The 17389-nt window shown below is 61.7% G+C and carries 13 protein-coding genes; 12 read left to right on the top strand and 1 reads right to left on the bottom strand.

The window, feature by feature from the left end; genetic code table 11:
• Positions 1-33: 33 nt before the first annotated feature.
• From AAEO81_RS20275 to AAEO81_RS20285, 3 genes are all read left to right on the top strand, one after another.
• Positions 34-258 (top strand): YgdI/YgdR family lipoprotein, encoded by a 225-nt coding sequence (locus tag AAEO81_RS20275; protein ID WP_166598218.1) that lies wholly within the window; start codon positions 34-36, stop codon positions 256-258.
• Positions 259-541: 283 nt separating this feature from the next.
• Positions 542-4855 carry an RHS repeat-associated core domain-containing protein gene (locus AAEO81_RS20280; RefSeq protein ID WP_341958740.1) on the top strand — a complete coding sequence of 1438 codons (4314 nt, stop codon included), beginning with the start codon at positions 542-544 and terminating at the stop codon, positions 4853-4855.
• A gap of 9 nt (positions 4856-4864) precedes the next feature.
• A complete protein-coding gene (locus AAEO81_RS20285; RefSeq protein ID WP_341958741.1) occupies positions 4865-5248 on the top strand; it encodes a hypothetical protein in 384 nt (127 codons plus the stop codon).
• A 1007-nt stretch (positions 5249-6255) separates the two neighbouring features.
• On the opposite strand, the gene AAEO81_RS20290 is transcribed toward AAEO81_RS20285, so the two are convergent.
• Positions 6256-7491: a LysR family transcriptional regulator gene (locus AAEO81_RS20290; protein ID WP_341958742.1), complete on the bottom strand. Its 1236-nt coding sequence runs from the start codon at positions 7489-7491 to the stop codon at positions 6256-6258.
• A 163-nt stretch (positions 7492-7654) separates the two neighbouring features.
• Here AAEO81_RS20290 and AAEO81_RS20295 point away from each other — a divergent pair, with 163 nt between their 5' ends.
• From AAEO81_RS20295 to AAEO81_RS20335, 9 genes are all read left to right on the top strand, one after another.
• Entirely contained in the window at positions 7655-8512 is an 858-nt protein-coding gene (locus AAEO81_RS20295) for an amidohydrolase family protein (RefSeq protein WP_341958743.1), read from the top strand.
• Positions 8512-9420 carry a hypothetical protein gene (locus tag AAEO81_RS20300; protein WP_341958745.1) on the top strand — a complete coding sequence of 303 codons (909 nt, stop codon included), beginning with the start codon at positions 8512-8514 and terminating at the stop codon, positions 9418-9420. The genes AAEO81_RS20295 and AAEO81_RS20300 overlap by 1 nt, the downstream gene beginning before the upstream one ends.
• Before the next feature lie 40 nt (positions 9421-9460).
• Positions 9461-10762, top strand: a complete 1302-nt coding sequence (dctA, locus tag AAEO81_RS20305; RefSeq protein ID WP_166598570.1) for a C4-dicarboxylate transporter DctA — start codon at positions 9461-9463, stop codon at positions 10760-10762.
• 94 nt (positions 10763-10856) lie between these two features.
• Complete coding sequence (locus AAEO81_RS20310) at positions 10857-12281, top strand: carbohydrate porin (RefSeq protein WP_341958746.1); 1425 nt, start codon at positions 10857-10859, stop codon at positions 12279-12281.
• Between the two features lie 69 nt (positions 12282-12350).
• A complete protein-coding gene (galB, locus tag AAEO81_RS20315) occupies positions 12351-13085 on the top strand; it encodes a 4-oxalmesaconate hydratase (RefSeq protein ID WP_341958747.1) in 735 nt (244 codons plus the stop codon).
• Positions 13082-13798, top strand: a complete 717-nt coding sequence (locus AAEO81_RS20320) for a 4-carboxy-4-hydroxy-2-oxoadipate aldolase/oxaloacetate decarboxylase (RefSeq protein ID WP_341958749.1) — start codon at positions 13082-13084, stop codon at positions 13796-13798. The genes galB and AAEO81_RS20320 overlap by 4 nt, the downstream gene beginning before the upstream one ends.
• 201 nt (positions 13799-13999) lie before the next feature.
• A complete protein-coding gene (locus tag AAEO81_RS20325) occupies positions 14000-14134 on the top strand; it encodes a hypothetical protein (RefSeq protein WP_256665504.1) in 135 nt (44 codons plus the stop codon).
• 225 nt (positions 14135-14359) lie between these two features.
• Positions 14360-15379, top strand: a complete 1020-nt coding sequence (locus AAEO81_RS20330) for an alpha/beta hydrolase (RefSeq protein ID WP_341964579.1) — start codon at positions 14360-14362, stop codon at positions 15377-15379.
• Positions 15380-16142: 763 nt separating this feature from the next.
• The gene (locus AAEO81_RS20335) at positions 16143-17372 is read left to right on the top strand and encodes an MFS transporter (protein WP_341958750.1); all 1230 of its coding nucleotides are present in this window, start codon (positions 16143-16145) and stop codon (positions 17370-17372) included.
• Positions 17373-17389 lie beyond the last annotated feature (17 nt).

The raw sequence follows: 17389 nt of genomic DNA on the forward strand, positions 1-17389 counted from the left end.
ACTACATAAAGAATGACCCTCGGAGACACAGTAATGAAACAACGGACTATTCCCGCAGCCTTCCTGCTCGCACTGGGCCTCGCCACCCTCGCCGGTTGCTCTTCGCCGACTGTGATCACCCTGAACGATGGCCGCGAAATCCAGGCCACTGACCAGCCGAAGTACGACGAAGAATCCGGTTTCTATGAATTCAAACAGCTGGACGGCAAAGAAACCCGCATCAACAAAGACCAGGTGCGTACCGTCAAAGAGCTGTGACGCCTGATGAGCGACACCTGATTCATCTGGTTTGAACGAAAAGCCCTGCATCGAGAGATGCGGGGCTTTTTTGTGGCCGTCGGTTTGATTGCTATCAAGGCGCGGGGCTGACCGGTTATGGGGCATCACGTCGTACACGTTACCCTCTCAAGCAGGACACAAACACCCGCCTCTGTAGTCCCTTTCTGAAAGCTTCGCAGTCCCTCCTTTTTGTGTTTCAGCGCCCAGACAGCCACCTTTTAAACCCCTAGATTCCGCGGTTTTTCTCAGCGCGGATCAGGGAATGTCTGACGCCTTATGGGCTGCCCGTCAGGGCGATGCCCTCGCTCACACCTCAATGATGGCCGACGTGTTCGGCGGTGCCCTCGAAGTGGTGGCCACCGTGGCGGTCGGCGTCTTGGCGACCACAGCCATCATCGCGGCGACGGGGCTGACCGTCGCCACGGGCGGGCTGGGCGCTTGTGTGTTGGGCGTGGTCGTTGGGGTGGCGGTGACCGTCGGCATGCAGCTCACGGGCGCGGACAGCCAGCTCAGCGATTTCTGCCAGGGCCTGGCCAACGACCTGTTTCCCCCGACCGTCTGCGCGCACATCATCAGCGGCTCGCACAACGTCTTCGTCAATGGATTGCCCGCTGCACGGGCCGCTGGGGCGATCTCGGATGGCCCTTCTGCCTTGCCCGAGGATGCGGCGCCCGAAGGCACCTTCCTCGACGTGGCCGCCGGCTTTTTCTCCGAACTGTGGCGACCCACCGTCGCCACGCCCGACCCCGGCGCCTCGCCGCTGCCCAACGACCTGATCGCCTGCGACAAGCACCCCGGCACGCCCGGCCAATACCTGGCGGAAGGATCCAGCACGGTGTTCATCAACGGCCAGCCCGCCGTGCGCAGCGGCGACCGCAGCACCTGTGACGCGACGGTGGTGTCGTCCGGATTGATTTCACCGAACGTACGCATCGGCGGCGGCACGGCGGTGGTGCGCACCATTCGCAGCGGCAAGACGCCGGGCGTGGGGCTGGCGGTGTCGGCGCTGATGATGCTGCGCGGTCGGCCTGTGAAATTCGTCAGCAACTTGCCGTGTCTGCTGATCGGCGGCGCTACGGGATATGCCGTCGGAGCGGTCGCGAGTGCTTTGGGTCGGGCGGTGTCCGGGTCGCCGAATCCGGTGCATGCCGCCATCGGCGCCAAGGTGCTGGGCGGACCTGATGAGCTGGATTTCGTCTTGCCGGGCGTGTTGCCGATCGAGTGGCAGCGGTTCTACAGCAGTCGCGATGAGCGGCGCGACGGGCTGTTGGGCGTGGGCTGGAGCGTGGGGTTCGAGGTCCGCATCGAGATCGAGCCGCTCGCCGACGGTGGCGAACGACTGGTCTACATCGACGAGCAGACCCGACGCATCGACATGGGGGCGATCGCGCCGGGTGACGCGGTGTTCAGTCCCGGCGAAGGGCTGGCGGTCAAACGGCATCACGATGGCCGCGTGCTGATCGAGAGCGAGGACGGGGTGTACCGGCTGTTCGAGCCAAACCTCGTTGACCCGTCCCGCCTGCGCCTGAACCAGCTCGGCGACCGCAACGACAACCGGATTCATCTGATTTACGACGCCGAGGGGCGCCTGGCCCATCTACATGACGGCCTCGACGTCGTGCGCGTGAGGTTGGTGTATTCGGCGCAATGGCCGGGGCGGGTTGAGCGTGTTAAGCGAGTGTTCGATGACGACGCGTCCGAGGTGCTGGTCAGTTATGCCTATGACGAGCACGGCGACCTGAGTGAGGTGCGGGACGCGCTGGACAAGGTGCAGCGGCGATTCAGCTACGACGTTGATCGGCGCATGGTCGAACACCAACGGCCCACCGGGCTGCGTTGTTTTTATGAATGGACACTGATCGATGAACGCGAATGGCGCGTGGTGCATCACTGGACCGACGCGGGGGATGAATACCGCTTCGCCTACGACCTGAGCGCGGGCCAGACGGTCATCACCGACGGCCTGAATCGCCGCAGCGTTCGACGCTGGAACCCTCAACACCAGATCACCGACTACACCGACGCCCTTGGCCAGACGTGGCGGTTTTTCTGGAACGACGAGCGTCAGTTGCTGGGTGCCATTGATCCTCAGCAGGGCCGATGGGCCTTTGCTTATGACGACGCAGGCAATCTGAGCTCGACTGAAGCCCCCCTTGGACGCATCGACTGCACGCTGTGGTTGGAGCATTTGTCGTTGCCGAAGGTGCAAACCGATGCAGCGGGCCATCAGTGGCACTACCGCTACGACGCGCGGGGCAACCGCACCCACGAAGTCGATCCCCTGGGGCATGTCACGCGTTATCGCTTCGACGAGCGCGGGCGAATTGTCGAAATCCTCGACGCCAGCGGCAAAAGCAAAACCCTGCGCTGGAATGCGTTCGGCCAACTGACCGATTACATTGATTGCTCGGGTTACAAGACTGAATTCCGCTACGACCGGCGTGGCTTTCTCGACCAGAGCACTGATGCGCTCGGTGAGCGAACCGAGTACGGGTATGACGCGCAAGGCCGGTTGCTAAAACGCAACCTCCCCGTCGGACGCGTCGAGCGTTTCCTGCGCGACGACAGCGGTGCACTGATCGGCTACGTCAACCCCGCTGGCGACATCTCGCGTTACGGCTACGACCGGTGCGGGCGGCTGGAGCGGTATCAGGACCCGCACGAGCGCACGGTTGAGTATCGCCACGACGCTTATGGTCGGCTGGACACGCTGACCAACGAGAACGGCGAACACTACCGCTTTGCCTGGGACGCCGGGGATCAACTCTCGACTCAACAGGATCTGGACGGCAGCCAGCGGCACTATCGATACGACGCGCTGGGCGATGTGATGGGTGTCACGCACGTGTCGGGGCAGGAGTCGATCACCCATGCCTTCGAGCGCGATGCGGTCGGGCGCCTGATCGCCAAAGTGACCAATGATGGTCGCACGGCCTACGCCTATGACCCGCTCGACAACCTCATCGACGCGACCTTCACCGGTCTGGACGGCACGCAGCACAGCGTCAGCTTCACCTATGACGCCCTCGGTCAGTTGCTCAGCGAAACAACCGACGCCGGCACCGTTCAGCATCGCTACGACGAACTCGGCCACCTGATCCAGACCCAAACCCCCGACGGGCGCTGGATCAACCGCCTGCTGTACGGCAGTGGCCACCTGCACCAGCTCAACCTCGACGGCCAGGTCATCTGCGACGTCGAACGGGACCGCCTGCACCGCGAAGTGCTGCGAACCCAAGGCCAGATTCACACCCGCAGTGCCTACGACCGCAGCGGTCGCCTTGAGTCCCGTGCCCGCCGTCACGACAGCCGCCCCCGGCCTTTGCCCGCCGACAGCACCAAAACCTACGAATACGACCTGACCGACAACCTGATCGGCCGCGTCGAGCAGCAGCGCCATGGCGACCACCAGACCTGGCTCGGTTACGACTCCAGCAGCCGGATCCTCTGCGCTCAGGACAGCATCAACCGAATGATGGAGCGATTTGCCTATGACCCCGCCGCCAACCTCGTGGTCGGTGAGTCCGGGAACGCGCGGGTGGCCCATAACCAACTGCTGACGTGGCAGGACAAACACTACCGCTACGACCGCTTCGGTCGCCTGATCGAAAAACGCAGCACCCGCCGCGGTCTCCAACGTTTCAGCTACGACGCCGAAGGCCGCCTGATCGAAGTCAGAAACCCCGACCGCCACGTCGTGCGCATGACCTACGACCCGCTGGGCCGACGCACCCGCAAAACCCTGCACCACCCCGACGGCCAGCTCCTCAGCGAGACCCGATTCACCTGGGATGGCCTGCGCCTGCTGCAAGAAGAGCAGAACGGCCTTTCCACCCTCTACCTCTACGTCGACAACAGCCACGAGCCGCTGGCGCGCGTCGATGGCCTCGGTGAATATCAGAAAATCCGCCACTACCACAACGACCTCAACGGCCTGCCCGAACACCTCACCGAATCCGACGGCCACCTCGTCTGGCAAGCGCGTTACCAGGTCTGGGGCAACACCACCGAAGAAACCCGCGAACCCTACTTCCTCGAACACCAGAACCTGCGCTTCCAGGGCCAATACCTTGATCGCGAGACCGGACTGCACTACAACACCTTCAGGTACTACGACCCGGATATAGGGCGCTTCACGACGCCTGATCCGATCGGGTTGGCGGGCGGGCTGAATTTATATCAGTACGCGCCGAACCCGGTGGGGTGGGTGGATCCGTGGGGGTGGAGTTGTACTCCCAACAAGAAGAGTTCGTATCAAGGGACGAGTCGGAGGGATGCGTTTAGGCAGGCGAAGCGGGATGCGGGGATTCCGATGGCGCAACGGCCGTCAGGTATATTCGGCGAAAAGCTTCGGGACGGCTACGGCGGCATCGTTTACAGAGATGGTAAGCCAGTGGAAACTCGAAATTACTGGTTCCAAAGTAGAAGCGGCGAAAAAGTCTTAATTCAGGAGCATAGCTACGGGCACGCGAAGGCGGCACCACGCCATGGCGCAGAACCACACTTCAATGTCAGGCCATGGGATAAGACAGAGACCGGTCATTTCGATGGCACACACGGGCATTACAATTTTTGAGGTGCAAATATGAATCTAATAGACGCCGTCTCCAGAAACTATTTTATAAAAGAGCTATACCCTAATGGCCTGATTGAAGACATGTTAATCGGACGGATAGGGTTCGATTGCGACAATAAATTCTGCGTTAACTTCCATACAAAACAGAAGCCAGTCAAGGAAGTGGAAAAATGGGGGATTTGGGGAGAGAACTATGATGTTGTGGTGATTTGCTTGCTTGGACAGCGAGTAAAAAATGTAGTGATTTCGAACTGGGACCGGATAAGCTTTGCCCCTGTTACTTGGACTGGCGAGGGCGAGAACATGACCTTCCATACCTCTGGAGACGACTGGGAAGTTTCTTTGACATTTGGAGACCTTGTTTTTCAAGAGTGCAGAACTTATATTTGGTGACATTAGATTAGGCCGATAAATTTTCGAATGAGTCCTTTTTTTTAAACTGGAGTGAGATTTGGCCGACGTGCTTGGATGCGGGTGCTCCGCTGAGCCAATCGCCGTATTCAGTGGTTCGCAACAAGCTGTTGGATGGATACGGAGGATATGTTTATAGAAATGGGAAAATTGCTCACACCAGAGACTATTATTTTTTGGATATCAAAGGTGCCCGATTGCTTATTCAGGACCACAGCTATGGACATTTGAAAGCTATACCCTTTCGAGGAGCGGAGCCGCACTTTAACGTCAGGCCAATCATAAATCCTACAACTGGAAGCGTTAAAGGAACTCATGGACACTACAATTATTGACACCTCTGTTTTTTAGAGTGCACGGGAAATAATCACTTTATTGAGGGGCTATATCCCAACGGATTTGGAGAAGTGCTCATAGGGCAATTCGGACTGGATTTGGGTCGATTCAGCATCAATATCCATATTTTTGTTGAACCCGCTAAGAAAGTCCCTAAATGGGGTGTATGGGGTAAAGATTATAATGTCCTGGTTCTCGAGTTTTTAGGAGACGGGCTGTCAGACATTAAAATTGACAACTGGAGCGAATTCAAGAAAGCGCAGCTTCAGTGTTATAAGAATGGAAATAAATTTGGCCTATGTCAAAAAGGAGTCGACTGGAGTTTTGAAATATTGTTTGGCATGTTGACCTTTCAAAGAAGCAGTACGTACATAGATGGCGATATAGATGACTGATATAGCATGATCAAAGATTCCAAACGCCACACAGCACACTGGGCATCGCCTGCCTTTGCCAGAAAAATTTGGTCCTCGTCGCTCAAAGTCCACTCACCGCTAAGGCCATGTGAGGTGTAAAGCTCTGCCCATGCATAGAGCAGAGCCGTACTTCAACGCTAGACCGTTTGACAAACCATAAGGCAACTACGTAGATCGGGGATACATGGATGACGGTCAACATGATCCCCAAAGAGCGTATATCTTTCTTCACCACGCTCACCAACCAACCCCACCCTCCCCATCCCCCATCTCCCCCGCCACACTCCCCAGCAACTCAATAAACGAAGCCTGCAACAACGTAGGCCGCCAATCGGTGCGGCGGGTCAGTGCGATGGTGCGCCAGAAGCCTTGTCCGGGGGAGCCGATTTCCACCAGTTGTCCCACCTGACTTTCCAGCCGGAACTGGTCTCGTGACATGAGGGTGAGCCAGTCGCCTTCCATCATGAGGCCGCGCTTGATGGTCAGCGATCCGCATTGCACGCGGAGCACCGGTGGGGTCTGGCCGCGGACCTGGAACATGCGTTCCCAGCTCACGCGCATGGGGGTGCCGGGCGCGGGCATGACCCAATGGTGGTTCAGCAGGTCGGCGGTATCCAGCGCGGGTTTTCCGTGCAGGGGATGCCCGGCGCGGCCGACGATGACCAGTTCGTCGTCGAACAGTGCCTGTTGGATGACGTCTTGTTCGGGCACGGATTCGCGCTGGGAGCCGATCAACAGATCCACGTCGCCCTGGCGCAAGTGCGTCAGCAATTCGGCGTACGGACCTTCGAGGATGTCGACGGACGCCGCCGGCCAGCGGGTGCAGAACTCGGCGAGCACTTTGGGCAGAAACCACGCCCGCGCTACAGGCAGCACGCCGATGTGCAAAGTGCCGCCCAGCCCTTCGTCGCGGGTGGAGAGTTCGTCGATCCCGGCACGCAGCTCAGCCAGCATCAATCGGACAAAATGCACCAGCCGTTCGGCGGGCACGGTGGCGCGTATCGCTCGTCCGGAGCGTTCCAGCAACGGGATGTCGATGATGTCCTGCAATTCGCGCATCGCCCGGTGCAACGATGGCTGCGACAGGCCCAGTTCGCTCGCCGCACGGGTGTAGCTGCCCACGCCCACCACCGACACCAGCGCCCGAAGCTGGCTCATGGTCACCCGTTGCTCAAGCCGTGGCAGCGTCGGCATGCCGTGGCTGCGGCGAATGTGCGCGACACCCCGGGCCAGAAAGGCCAGTGCCCGCTCGGCACGGGGTACGAACTGGCTGCCGGCGGCGGTGATGGTCACGCCTCCCGAGCGACGCTCGAACAGGCGCGCATCCAGCAGACGCTCGATGCGGAAGATCGCCTGCGCCAATGCCGGCTGCGACAGGTTCACGGTTCTCGCCGCCAGGCTGATGTTGCAGGCCTGCGCGACTTCCAGCAGCGCGCCAAGGTGACGAAGATTGAATGACCAGACCTGATCCATTTTTCTGTTCTTTAGCCAAAACCAATGGCCGGAGCGTAATTCGAATTTCCCCTGTCGTATACATCCATGGATAGTTGCTCGGGAGCGGATACGTTAGCGAACGACAAAAAATTCAATTCAATAGCTAATCCGAATACCCGTCATTTCAAGAGTCGAGGCACTTGTGAAGCTGCTTGATACCCACACCCACGTCATTTCCCCCGACAGCGCCCGTTACCCCACCGACCCCATCGGCGGCCACCAATCGGAATGGTCCCGTGCCCGTCCGGTCGATGCCGAGGGCCTGCTGCGCGCCATGGACGCTGCCGACATCGAACAGGCCGTGGTGGTCCAGGCCTCGACGGTCTACGGCCACGACAACCGCTACGTCACTGAAACCGTGCGTGCCCATCGTGATCGTCTGGTGGGCGTGTACTCGCTGGATGCGCTGGCCGCCGATGCCGTCGACAAGATCGCTTACTGGCAAGATCAGGGCCTGTCGGGTTTTCGCCTGTTCACCACCGGCAGCACCATGCCGGGTCAGGGCGACTGGCTGGGGCACGCCGATTCCTATCCGGCGTGGGCGTATGCCGAAGCCAATGGCATCCCGGTCTGCCTGCAAATGACCATGGAAGGCATACCCGCCCTGCGCAGCCTGCTCGAACGTTTCCCGAAGGCCATCGTGTTGCTCGATCATTGCGCCCGCCCGGTGCTGAACGAAGGCGCGCCCTACGCAGCGTCCAAGGCGCTGCTCGACCTGGCGACCTTCCCCGGCGTGCACCTGAAACTCACCAACCGCACTCTGGCGGCGTCGGCGGAAGGCCAATCCACCCCCGTCGACTTTCTGCGCACGATCATTGCCGCCTTCGGCGCGGATCACATCGCCTGGGGTTCGAACTTCCCTGCCGCTGCTGGCACGTTGGCAGAACTGGCCGACACCGCCCGCTCCGTTCTGGGCGAGCTGTCATCCGACGAGCAACAGGCCATCGCCAGCGGAACCGCGCGACGCCTGTACCCGTTTCAGTCGTCGGGAGCACGCTGATGAAGCCCGTTGCGAGTCTGCGCACCGTCCTCGGTCGCTACCGCCACACCGAGGCACTGCACGCTAAAACGCTGACCGACCCGGACGTGAATCTGGATTTCCAGGATTTTCCGGTGGTGCACAAAGCGTTCGCGCCGATGGTTCGCGATCAGGCGTATGACCTCTGCGAACTGGCCGTGGTGACGGCGCTGCAAGCCATTGCCTACGGCCGCCCGGTGGTCCTGCTGCCTGCGGTGGTCGCCTCGCGCTTTCAGCGTGGTTGCCTGATCGGTTACGGCCCCAACGGCGTACCGGACGAAGCCGACCTGGTCGGCCAGCGCATCGGCGTACGTGCCTATACCCAGACCACCGGTATGTGGGTGCGCGCCCATCTGGCCGAGGATCACGGGCTGGACATTGCCCGCGTGCACTGGATCACCCACGACCCGGCCCACGTCGAGCAGTACCATAACCCGGCCTTCGTCGAGCAGATTCCCGGCACCAAAGGCTCGCTGCAAATGCTCAAGGACGGCGACGTTCAGGCCGCGATCCTCGGCAATGACTTACCCTCGGGCGAGGAATTCGTGCCCTTGATCAAAGACGCTGCGAACCGCGATCTGGCCTGGTGGCGCACCCATCGCTTCATGCCCATCAACCATTTGGTGGTCGCCGGTGCGCAGGCTTGCGAAGATCAACCCGACGCCATCAGGCGAGCCTATCAACTGATGCGCGAGGCCGATCGCCAGACCCACGGCGTATTGCGCGACACTGACCAACCCTGCCCGACGATATTCGGCTTCGATAGCCTGGCAGGGCCGCTGGAATTCACGATCGAAGCCTGTGTGAAACAGGGGCTGTTGCCCCGTCGCCTGACCTTACAAGAAGTGTTCGCCCCAGCGCGCAAGCTGTTGGGCAGCGACACCGAATAAGCGGCTCCCGGCCGCTTCACCCCTTATCGTGGAGTCCGTCATGACTCGTATCATTTCACCCGCTGCTGGCGCTGCCGCCCGGCGCAAGACCCGGTTCTACGAGGACCTGACCTTTCAAGTGCTGACCGGCATGGTCTTGGGCGTCGCCGTCGGCGCCCTTGCCCCCGACATTGGCCAGAGCCTCAAACCCTTGGGCGATGTGTTCATCCGCCTGATCCAGATGGTGGTCGGCCTGATCATCTTCTGCACCGTCACCCACGGCATCGCCAGTGTCAGGGACCTCGGCAAAGTGGGCAGGATCGCGATCAAAGCCATCGTTTATTTCGAGGTGATCACGACCCTGGCCCTCGTGATCGGCCTGGTCACCATCAACGTGCTCAAGCCCGGCGTGGGCATGAATATCGACCCGGAGCTGTTGCGCACCGCGGGCGAAGCCGTGCACCCCGCCGCGAACATGAGCCTCGGGGAGTTCATGCTCAACCTCGTGCCGAAGACCGCCACCGGCGCGTTTGCCGAAGGTGAAATCCTGCAAATCCTTGTGTTCTCGGTGCTGTTCGCCTGTGGCCTGGCGTCGTTGGGCGACAAAGCCCAGCCGGTGCTGAACGTCGTGGAAACGGTGTCGCAGGCGCTGTTCTGGGTCATTCGTCTGGCGATGAAACTGGCGCCCATCGCCGCCTTTGGTGCGATCGCCTTCACCGTCGCGAAATTCGGGTTGAAGTCCCTCGTGCCGTTGGCGGCCTTGGTGGGGGAGTTCTACCTGACCTGCGCGATCTTCTTCCTCATCGTGCTGGCGCCGGTGGCCTGGTATGCCGGGTTCAGCCTGCTGAAACTCATGCGCTACATCCGCGAAGAGCTGATTCTGGTGATCGGCACCAACTCCTCGGAAAGTGTCTTCCCGCAACTGATCGCCAAGCTCAAGCGGCTGGGCGTGGAGGAATCCGTGGTCGGCCTGGTATTGCCCACCGGCTACAGCTTCAACCACGACGGCACCTGCCTGTACTTCGCGGCAGTCTCGGTGTTCCTCGCCCAGGCCACCGGCACGGCATTGGGATGGGAGCAACAACTGTCGCTGCTGTTCGTGTTGCTGGTCACCTCCAAAGGCGGCGCGGGCGTGGCGGGGTCGGCCATTGCGGTACTGGCCATGACCCTGGCCGCGACCCACGCGATTCCCGTCGCCAGCATCGCGCTGATTCTGGGCGTGCATCGCATCCTCGCCTCGGCGTTCGTCTTCACCAACATCGCCGGTAACTGCGTGGCGACGCTGGTGGTCGGCAAATGGGAAAACGCCATCGACCGACCGCGTCTGCACAGCGAGCTGGATGCGGGCTACCGAGCCGCCTGACACCCGTCCCACCACAACAAAAACAATAACCACCACCGGATTGCGGGGGCGCAAGAGAGACGCGCACCCGACATTCGGCGAGGACACACGACTCATGAAAACAAAAACAACACAGATGCTGGCCCTTGGGGTCATGGTTTCGATGGCCCATGGCGTTGCACTGGCGGCCCCGTTGCCCGGTGCGGACAACCCCGGTTCGACCCGCCTGCCGGGCACGCCCGACGCGAGCGTCAGCGAATCCCCCGCCTCCACCGACGCCCCGCAAACCCGGCCCACGGGCATTGCGGGGGCACTCCGGGACCTGGCCGACCGAGGCATTTTTTTGCGCGCCAACCTGATCAACCAGTACGCCCGCAACACCACCGGCGCTGTCGCGCAGGGCCACAGCAACGTCGGCCAGTTCAACCTCGGCGCAGACCTGAACCTGGACAAGCTGATCGGCACCACCGGCAGCAGCTTCCACTTCACGGTCTACAAGGATTATGGCTACGGGCTCAACCACGACATCACTGGCACGTTTCCCAAGCAGCAGCACATCTACAAAAACGAGTTTCCGCGCTGGCACTTGGGCACTTTCGCTTTCGAGCAAAAGCTGCTGGACGACCGGCTCGACATCATCCTCGGGCGGCTGGGCACCACCAGCTACTACGCCAAGCTGAGCACCAACTGTCAGTTTCAGGCTGGCAACACCTGTGGCGTGCCCCGGCTGATCAACTCCGAAGCAGGTTACAGCCTGCTGCCGTCAGCGACCTGGGGCATCAACGCCCGCTACCGCACGACGCCCAACACCTATGTCGAAACCGGAGTCTACGAAGTCAACCCGACCACGTCCGCCAGCAACGGCATGGACTTCTCGATTGGCGAGGCCAACGGCGTGACGATTCCGCTGGAATGGGGCTGGGTGGAGAAAGGCAATTTCGAGGTCAAGGTCGGCGGGTACGTCAGCACCGCACCGCGCCCGGACCCGTACTACAACACCGCAGGCCGTTCCCTCGGACGTTTCGGGGGCACCGCCGAAACGGTCAATCAGGAACGCAAGGGCGTTTACCTGTTGGGGGACAAAGTGATCTGGCGACCGGACCCGAAATCCTCGCGCAACCTCACGGTGTTCGGCGGCGTCGTGCAGCAACTGGAAGACGAGGAAATCATGAAGCAGCAGTTCCTCGGCGGCTTCGTGCTCACCGGCCCGACCGCGTCCCGGCCACAAGACACCATCGGCTTGTCGGCCTCGATGTTCAACCTCACCGACAAGGAGCGGGATTTCCTGCACGACTCTCGCGTCCGCGCCGGTGGCCACGGCAGCAACAACCCCCACGAATACTCGTTCGAACTCAACTACGGCTGGCACGTGATCCCCGGCGTGATTCTCATGCCCAACGTGCAATACATCATGAACCCGGACAACTCCGGCATCCCCAAAACCGCCACGCTGCCCAAGAACATGCTGGCGTACGGACTCAACGTTCAGTTGAGTTTCGGCGGCATGTTCGGCCTCGCTTCGCCGTCCGGCGGCGACTGAGCGTGATGACTGACGCGGGGTTCGACTGCGGACCCCGTCCCTTTTTTGCAAGCAAGAGGATCGTCCAACATGAGCGCATCATCCAAAACCGCGCTGGTCGTCAGCGCCCACTCCGCCGATTTCGTCTGGCGCGCGGGCGGCGCCATCGCCCTGCACACCCTTCAGGGATACGCCGTGCACATCGTCTGCCTGTCCTTCGGCGAGCGCGGTGAATCCGCCAAGCTCTGGCGCAAGGGCGAGATGAACGAAGAGAAAGTGAAAGCCGCTCGGCGCCAGGAAGCCCAGGCTGCAGCCGACGTGCTCGGCGCGAGCGTGGAGTTCTTCGACATGGGCGACTACCCGATGCGGGCGGACAAAGAGACGCTGTTTCGCCTCGCGGACGTGTTTCGTCGCGTCCAGCCCGAGTTCGTCCTCAGTCACTCGCCCAAAGACCCGTACAACTACGACCACCCGCTGGCCATGAACCTGACCCAGGAGGCGCGCATCATCGCCCAGGCCGAAGGCTACCGGCCAGGGGAGAAAATCGTCGGTGCGCCACCGGTGTACAGCTTCGAACCCCATCAGCCGGAACAGAGCGAGTGGCGTCCGGACGTGCTGCTCGACATCACTCAGGTCTGGGACAAGAAATACGCCGCGATCCAGTGCATGGCCGGTCAGGAACACCTCTGGGAGTACTACACCCGCGTGGCCCTGCAACGGGGCGTGCAGGCCAAACGCAACGTCGGTATCACCTCCAGTCGCGACATCGTCTACGCCGAGGGTTACCAGAGCGTCTTCCCGCGCGTCACGGAGAACCTGTCATGAGCCAATGGATCGGCAAGACCGGGGTCGTGGTGCGTCACGTCGAGCGCGCCGATGCCACGTTGATCGATGAGCTGCAACGCTTCGGCGTGGCGACCGTGCACGAAGCCCAAGGGCGCAAAGGCCTGTTGTCCACCTCAATCAGCCCCATTCAGCGCGGCACGACCATCAGCGGTTCGGCGGTCACCGTGCTGGTGTCCCCCGGTGACAACTGGATGTTCCATGTGGCGGTGGAACAGTGCCAACCCGGCGATATCCTGGTGGTCGCGCCCAGCTCGCCGTGCAGCGACGGCTATTTCGGTGACTTGCTGGCAACGTCGGTCAAGGCCCGGGGCGTGCGTGCGCTGATCATCGACGCGGGGGTGCGCGACACTCAGGCGCTGCGCGAGATGGGGTTCCCGGTCTGGTCGCGGGCCGTTTGCGCCCAAGGCACCATCAAGGAAACCCTCGGTTCCGTGAACGTGCCGCTGGTGTGCGGCGGCCAGTTGGTCGAGCCCGGCGACGTGGTGGTGGCCGACGACGATGGGGTGGTTGTCGTGCGGCGCGGCGAAATCCAGCGCGTGGTCGAGGCCAGCCGAGCACGCGCTGACCTGGAAGCACAAAAAACGCTGCGTCTGGCCAGCGGCGAACTGGGCCTGGACATTTACGACATGCGGGCACGCCTGGCCGAAAAAGGCTTGCGCTATGTCAATACTCTGGATGAACTCGGCACCTAAGATCACGCCCCGTCAGCAGCCTGCCCCGCTGACATGGCGCGTCCCGAAGGGTGTGCGGCGGCCCCTCCCGCTGCAGGCCCTTCGCGCCATTTTCACCACCAAGGTGAAAGTGCTACCTGATTCCTCGCCCTTATGCAGTAAGCCTCGATCAGCGAAGATGCCGCCATACCCACTCAGCGCCCGCTTTCCGAGGATTCCCCCATGCACATCACGCCAGACCATCGCCAACCCAATCGCGCCCATCACCTTGCCAACGCCATCGGTGCGTGGCTCACCCTCGTCTGGGAAATGCAGACGCGCTTTCACTGGAGCGTTCATGGCATGACGCGGCGTTAAGGACGGCGCCGTCGTTCCCTTGCAAGAGTGTCGCGAGTGAAACCGCCTCAGGTGATCGTCCCTAAATAAGAAACAATGAGTCTCTGTTTAGCCTAATTGTTCCCGCGCTGTTCAGTCCTTACATTGAGTCCCAAGCCAGCCAATACGCAGCCAGACGCGCTGCACATGGCGACTCACGACTGACCATTTCGACATTGAAGGGAACACACCATGTCCACTCGCTCACTGACCCCGTTCAAGAAAGCCCTCACCGCCGCCGCACTGGCCCTGTCCATCGGCAACGCGTTCGCCGCCGAGACGGGCGTGCCAGAACATCAGACTCAGGCGTTCCTCAACGCACTGGCTGCGGGTGGTGGCAAGCCGATCGAACAGTTGAGCCCCAAGGATGCCCGTGCGGTCCTGACCGGCGCGCAAAACTCGGTGAAGGTGGACATGTCGGGGATTCAGGTCAGCGAAAAGACCGTTCAGGCCAACGGCCAGAGCATCAAACTGACCATCGTGCGTCCAGCGGGCCTCAAGGGTGAGCTGCCGGTGTTCATGTACTTCCACGGAGGTGGCTGGGTGCTGGGCGATTACCCGACCCATGCCCGTCTGATCCGCGATCTGGTGGTGGGCTCGGGTGCCGTGGCGGTCTACGTGGATTACACGCCGTCGCCGGAAGCGCATTATCCGACGGCAATCAACCAGGCCTACGCAGCGACCCAGTGGGTGGCGCAGCACGGCAAAGAGATCAATGTGGACAGTTCGCGTCTGGCCGTGGCCGGGAACAGCGTCGGCGGCAACATGGCGGCGGTGGTGGCCCTGAAAGCCAAGGAACAGGGCACACCGAAACTGCGCTTCCAATTGCTGCTGTGGCCGGTGACTGACGCCAACTTCGACACCGGGTCCTACCAGACCTACGCCGAGGGCCATTTCCTGACCAAGAACATGATGACCTGGTTCTGGGACAGCTATACCACTGACGCCAAACAACGCGCAGAGATCTATGCCTCGCCGCTGCGTGCGACCACCGAGCAATTGAGAGGTCTGCCACCTGCGCTGGTGCAAACGGCCGGTCTGGATGTGTTGCGTGACGAAGGCGAAGCCTACGCCCGCAAGCTGGACGCCGCCGGGGTGGACGTCACCGCCGTGCGCTACAACGGCATGGTCCACGACTATGGCCTGCTCAACCCGCTGAGCAACATCCCAGAGGTCAAGGCAGCGATGCGTCAGGCGGCCGGCGAGTTGAAAGCGCACCTGAACTGAGGATCGCCCGCCGCGACGGCAGAGGGTCAAGTGTCACATCGGCAACTGACCCGACGCTGTCGCTGCCGTCGTACCTCCGGCGTCTCCCACAGGGTGGTGGCGTGTCGAGAATCAGGCCTGACGCAGAACCTGTGGGAGCTGCCGGAGCTGTGCGACGGCCGCGAAGGCGATGGTTCAGACAACGCATCTTCAACTGACCCGACGCTGTCGCTGCCGTCGTCCCTCCGGCGTCTCCCACGAGGGTGGTGGCGTGCCAATGCCCAAGGTTCGACGCTATCCCTGTAGGAGCTGCCGGAGCTGTGCGACGGCCGCGAAGGCGGAGGCTCAGGCAACGCATCTTCAACTGACCCACCGCTGTCGCTGCCGTCGTCCCTCCGGCGCCTCCCACGAGGTTGGTGGCGCGCCAATGCCCAAGGTTCGACGCGGTCCTTGTAGGAGCTGCCGGAGCTGTGCGACGGCCGCGAAGGCGATGGCTCAGGCAACGCATCTTCAACTGACCCACCGCTGTCGCTACCGTCGTACCTCCGGCGTCTCCCACGAGGATGGTGGCGCGCCAATGCCAAGGGGTCGACGCGGTCCTTGTAGGAGCTGCCGGAGCTGTGCGACGGCCGCGAAGGCGATGGTTCAGACAACGCATCTTCAACTGACCTACCGCTGTCGCTGCCGCACCGAACTCCGGGTTCATGAACAACCGCACGCCCGTACTAGGCCTCCACCCTTTCCCCACCTTAACGTCATCACTGACCACATCGAGGCCACTGACATGAGCCATTCCCTGAACACCTGGGGCCGCCAACGCAGTTTCTGGGTCGCCGCCGCCGTGGTCGTCCATACCCTCTGGACCAGCGCCGCCCCGGCCATGATGTACCCGCTTTACGCTCACCAATGGCAACTGACGCCCACGGTCACCACACTGATTTTCGCCGTGTTTCCCGTGTTCGTCGTCGCCACCCTGATTGCCCTCGGCGATCTCTCCGATTACATAGGCCGTCGCGCCGCCATGTTGCTGGGGCTGACGGCCTCGCTGATCGGCGTGCTGTTGTTTGCCGTCGCGCCCAACGTGATCTGGCTGTTGATCGGCCGTGCTTTCATGGGCATCGGGGTCGGCCTGTCCGCCGGGCCTTCAGCCGCAGCAGTGGTGGAATTCAGCGCACCCGGCAAGGCGAAACTGGCCGGTGCGATCACCACCGCAGCCCAGGCGTTCGGGCTGGCAGCGGCCTTGATCCTCGGCGGTGGGCTGATTCAATACGCGCCCTTCCCCACCCGCCTGAGTTTCTGGGTGTTGGTAATCGTGCTGCTGGCGACGCTGTACGGCGTCTGGCACTTGCCCCGGCACACCAAAGCGGAAAGCCGCCAACGCTGGACCTTGAAGCTGCCCCGGATTCATCCCCCGCTGCGCCGCACGTTTCTGGTGTCGGTGAGCGCCGTGCTGAGTGCGTATTCGGTCGGCGCGACGATGCTGTCGCTGGGTTCGCAGATCGCCCACGACCTGATCGGTTCCAGCAACGCGCTGGTCAACGGCGGCGCGATATCGCTGTTTGCCATCGTGCTGGGCTTCACCGGTATCGTCGCCAAGCGGTTCACCTCGAAGCTATCGATCATCGCGGGCGCGGGCTTTTCGATTGTCAGCCTGTTGTTGCTGATGCTGGCGACAGCCACTCACGCGCTGCCGGTTTTCCTGCTGTCCAGCGCCGCCAGTGGCGCCGGTTACAGCCTGCTGTTCATGGGCGGGCTGAACCTGATCAATGCTCACGCGCCAATCCATCACCGGGCCGGAACATTGTCTGCGCTGTTTCTGGTGGCGTACCTGATGCAAGGGGTGGTTGCGATGCTGCTCGGTCGAGCCGCGACCGCGTGGGGCCTGGACCTGGCGATTGACGTCGGCTCAGTGGCGCTGGCCGGGCTGAGCCTGGGGGCGATGCTGCTGGCGATCTATGTCCCACAACCGCAGGACAGTCTGAAAAACCCACTCGATCAGGCCCCTGCCCCCTGAACCGATGACCCGACAAG

This window comes from Pseudomonas sp. RC10, from assembly GCF_038397775.1.
Taxonomy (GTDB): Bacteria; Pseudomonadota; Gammaproteobacteria; order Pseudomonadales; family Pseudomonadaceae; genus Aquipseudomonas; species Aquipseudomonas bambusae.